The sequence below is a fragment of the Mesorhizobium sp. M4A.F.Ca.ET.050.02.1.1 genome, from assembly GCF_003997725.1.
Classification (GTDB): Bacteria; Pseudomonadota; Alphaproteobacteria; order Rhizobiales; family Rhizobiaceae; genus Mesorhizobium.
Window position 1 is genome coordinate 1 of record NZ_RZSG01000563.1, and the last position, 3,986, is coordinate 3,986.

Annotated in this window: 3 protein-coding genes and 2 pseudogenes; 3 read left to right on the plus strand and 2 right to left on the minus strand. The window is 63.9% G+C overall.

All coding sequences use genetic code 11. The annotated features are described in order from the left end of the window. From EOA33_RS26900 to EOA33_RS26915, 3 genes and pseudogenes are all read left to right on the plus strand, one after another. Window positions 1–372 (plus strand): annotated as a pseudogene (locus tag EOA33_RS26900) (glutamine synthetase); the annotation flags it as partial. Between the two features lie 148 nt (window positions 373–520). After that, entirely contained in the window at window positions 521–991 is a 471-nt protein-coding gene (locus EOA33_RS26905; protein ID WP_126058160.1) for a nucleoside deaminase, read from the plus strand. A 457-nt stretch (window positions 992–1,448) separates the two neighbouring features. Then, entirely contained in the window at window positions 1,449–1,799 is a 351-nt protein-coding gene (locus EOA33_RS26915) for a hypothetical protein (RefSeq protein ID WP_126058159.1), read from the plus strand. 206 nt (window positions 1,800–2,005) lie between these two features. Here EOA33_RS26915 and EOA33_RS26920 read toward each other — a convergent pair whose 3' ends face one another. Then, window positions 2,006–2,647: a ThuA domain-containing protein gene (locus tag EOA33_RS26920; protein ID WP_126058158.1), complete on the minus strand. Its 642-nt coding sequence runs from the start codon at window positions 2,645–2,647 to the stop codon at window positions 2,006–2,008. Between the two features lie 735 nt (window positions 2,648–3,382). Further along, window positions 3,383–3,970: pseudogene (locus EOA33_RS40845) on the minus strand (recombinase family protein); the annotation flags it as partial. Window positions 3,971–3,986 lie beyond the last annotated feature (16 nt).

Below are 3,986 nucleotides of genomic sequence, written 5' to 3' on the forward strand. Positions count from 1 at the left end.
GAGAACCGCATGGTGGCGATCCGCATTCCCGGCGGGCCCTCCGCGGCGCGCCGCATCGAGCATCGCGTTTCCGGCGCCGACGCCAATCCCTACCTGGTGCTGGCGGCAATCCTGGGCGCGGCGCTGATCGGCATCGAGAAAGAACTGTCGCCCGGCGAACCGACCGGCGGCGAGGGACAAGGGCTCACGCTGGCGAAGCTGCCGCCGGACTGGGCCTCGGCCATCGCCAGCTTCGAAGGCGGGCCACTGGTGGCGGAGATCTTCCCGGCCACGCTGCGCCAGTCCTTCGTCGCCTGCAAGCGCCAGGAACTGAACACCTTCGCGCTCAACGTCAGCGACTTCGAGATCGAGACTTACCTGGAGAGCGTCTAGAGCATTTCCGGGAAACGGTTCGGCGGCGATTGTCATCAGCAGGTGGACGCTCAAGCGACGGTTGGCTCTTGCCAATCGCGCCCCCTGGCAGCAATCTCAGCTCAACAGCCGCGCATGGGAGTGAGTGTCGGCGTGAGGGGATTTTGCCATGACCCGCGATCAGATGCTCGCTCACCTCCGATCCGCTGACGCCGTTGCCCGCGACACGGCCGCGCATGGCCATCATCCGTTCGGTGCGGTGCTGGTCGGCCCGGACGACCGCGTGCTGATGCGGCAGGGCAATCTCGACACGGTGCGCCATGCCGAGACCGAACTCGCCCGGCGCGCAGCGACCGCCTACCGGCCAGAGTTTCTCTGGACCTGCACGTTGGTCACGACGGGCGAGCCCTGCGCAATGTGCACAGGCACGCTCTACTGGGCGAATATCGGCCGGCTGGTCTACGGCTTCGAGGAGACCGACCTCCTGGCGCTCACCGGGGATCACCCGGAGAATCCGACGATGAGTCTTTCTTCGCGCACCGTACTCGGCTCCGGCCAGAAAAAGATCGAGGTCTTTGGCCCTTTCCCCGAAATCGCGGACGAGTTGCTCACACCACATCGCGATTTCTGGAATCGCTAACAAGCACCACGCCATGCGACGGTCCTCCCTGGACGATCGTCGCTCCGAATTCCCATTTGCTTTCCGCTGATACCGTTCGGCGGCAGGCTACGCGGCAACGCCTTTGTTTTCGATGGAGCGAGCTATCGTCTGGAGCCAAATACCGGTTCATCGTGATCAGACGCTTGCCGGCCTCTCGACAAGGTCAGTGACGAGGCGATTGAGGTCATCTTAGCTTAGCCTAACGAATGTCTACAAGTTTGATAGACATTTGAGTCGGAGCAAGTCATACTGCCCTTCCAGTGCCTGGCCTTTTCGCATTCGTGTTCGAATGATCAGGAGATGACGATGACGCAGACATTTCTGGAGATCGTTCCAGATCCCATCACCATCAGGCCGGTGCAATAGACCAATCAATTCACCAAGGGCGCGGGGGCGTTGACAGCATGGATTGCTGCCGCGATCGAGGAGGAAACCGATGACCACACGCCTGCTGCCCGCCCTGCACGAGGGCCATGCCCCAATCCAGTTGCATGGCGCCTTCGACGAGGCTCTGGAAGCCTACCAGGCCTGGACTCCGGGCACGGACGAGCCGCAAGTCGAGTTCGAAGGCCGTATGATCCCGATCAGCTCGGTCTTCGGTCGCATGCGGACCTGCACCGACATCCTGCCTTGGCGCATCGAGGCCGATGTCCTGGACACCGTCGGCGGCATGTTGCCCGCCGGCGGCGAAAGGTCGATCACCTACGCCGATGCCGCGCTCGTCCTTCGCGCCCTGTGCGTGGATCGCCTTCGCGACGACGACGGCGTCCGCGTTGCAGTGAGATGAGGTCATTGCGCGTCACCTGAGGCCGTCCAAACCTGACGCCTTGGCTGCACGCACCTGCAAGAGGCAGAAAGCGGGACCGGTCGTACCGGTCCCGCTGGTCTGCGTGTCATGAAGCAAGATACGCGGCACGTTCGATCGCGATCATCCGAACGGGCCGGCGGTGATAGAATCTCAAGCCGGCATTGCCACAGCGCTCGGCACGGGCGTCAGCGTGCCGCCCAGGCCAGCCCGCGGCGCAGGATGGTCCGCATCTGCGGTACCTCGAACTCCTTGGCCACATGCCCCAACGACGAGTAGAACACCCGACCCTCGCCGTGTCGGCGCTTCCAGACCACCGGCATGACGACGCCGTCGATCCACGGCGCGTGCGCGCCGGTGAAGGTGGTGGTCGCCAGCACCTCGTTCGAGGGGTCGACATGCATGTAGTACTGCTCGGAGCGGTAGCGGAAATCGTCGATGCCGCTCATGATCGGATCGTCGCGGCGGGCGATGTCGACCCGGTAGTCGATGATGTTGCCGGGATGGGCGACCCACTGGCCGCCGCACATGAACTGGTAGTCAGTCGATTCGCGAAAGGCGTCGCCCATGCCGCCATGATAGCCGCCAAGGCCGACGCCGCCCGCGATTGCGGTGGTGAGGTTGGACTCCTCGGCCTTGGTAAGCTTGGACATGGTGTAGATCGGCACGATCAGGCTGAGATCGGCGATTGCGGGATCGGCGAATGCCGCGGTCGAGGTCTCGACGCGAACGGCAAATCCCTCTTCCTCGAGCATAGTCTTGACGGCGCGCGCGCCGAGTTCCGGCTCATGGCCCTCCCAGCCGCCCCATACGATCAGTGCCTGCCGCATCTTCCGCTCCTTATGCTTAGCCGCGCGGCCGGACCTGCGGCATCGCGACGCCGCCGACCATCGCTGCAAAGTTCTGCCGAGTCGAGCTGAAAGACCGTAGGGTGACAAACGAAAACGGCCCGCGCGAGGCGGGCCGTTTTGTATTTGGTTGCGGGGACCCGCAACCCCTTTTGTCATAACATCGGGAGGCTCGTGGATTCTGTCAGGTTTGGCGAGTTCGAGGATGCCGAATAACTCGCCGCGTAGCTCGGCATGGACCTCACCGCGCTTGTGGCCGGGCGTGAGCACGATCTCTCCGATCAACGAACGCAATGCCTCGGCGGCCGGACGTCCGTCTTCGTGGTCGGCCAGCGCTTGCGTGAACTGCTCGACCCGCTTGCCGTAGAGAGTGGCGATGTTGGGATGCCGGTCAGGCAGATCTGATGATGCCCCCGCCAGACGCGCGGTGATCTCCGCCTTCTGCCTCTCCAGGTCTTCCATTCTCGCTTTCATCGAAGGTTGGTACAGGCCATCCTCGATCGCGGCCATGATGCCGGCGATGGCGCGCTCGATCTTGTCGAGTGCCTTGCGTTCCTGTTCGCCTTGCGCGCGAAGCTCCTGGTTCAGACGGTTGGTCTCCTGGGCATAGGCCTCGACCGCCTCGGCCACGGCGTCGGCCGAGACGAGCCTTTCCTTCAGCCCTGCGAGGACCCGCTGTTCGATGTTCTCGCGGGTGATGGAGCGGCCATTGTCGCACATGCCTCGGCGCTGGTGGTTAAGACAGGCATAGCGCTCGCGTGTGAACAGGCCATAGCGCCCGCCGCAGCAGCCGCAGATGAGCAGGCCGGAAAGCAGGGAGACTGGCCGCTTCAGGGTGTGCAGCTTCCTGGCCCGAGCCTTGCGCGTGGCGAACGCCACGGCCTCGAACTGGCTGGCGATGGATTTCTGTCTCTCCTTCACGGCCTGCCACAATTCGTCCTCGACGATCCTGAGATGCGGCACCTCGGTGCGGATCCATTTGATTGGCGGATTGGCCCGTGAGACGCGCTTGCCGGTTGCGGGATCCTTGACGAAGTGCAGGCGGTTCCAAACCAGCATACCGGTATAGAGCTCGTTGTTAATGACACCGGTGCCCCGGCTTACGTGCCCGCGCACGCTGGTATCGCCCCAGTGCCGGCCGAGCGGACCAGGAACGCCCTCCTTGTTGAGGTCGACGGCGATCGCCTTCGGGCTCTTGCCGGCGGCGAACTCGCGGAAGATGCGGCGCACGATGGTCGCTTCGCCCGGCACGATCTCGCGGTCGCCGCGGACGGGCTCGCCGGCGGCATCCAGTTTCTTCAGCACCCGGTAGCCGTAGCAC

Excerpts from the sequence above, each read along its gene's own strand:
- EOA33_RS26920 (WP_126058158.1), bottom strand. The coding sequence starts at position 2,647 with ATGCGGCAGGCACTGATCGTATGGGGCGGCTGGGAGGGCCATGAGCCG.
- EOA33_RS26905 (WP_126058160.1), top strand. The coding sequence starts at position 521 with ATGACCCGCGATCAGATGCTCGCTCACCTCCGATCCGCTGACGCCGTT.
- EOA33_RS26915 (WP_126058159.1), top strand. The coding sequence starts at position 1,449 with ATGACCACACGCCTGCTGCCCGCCCTGCACGAGGGCCATGCCCCAATC.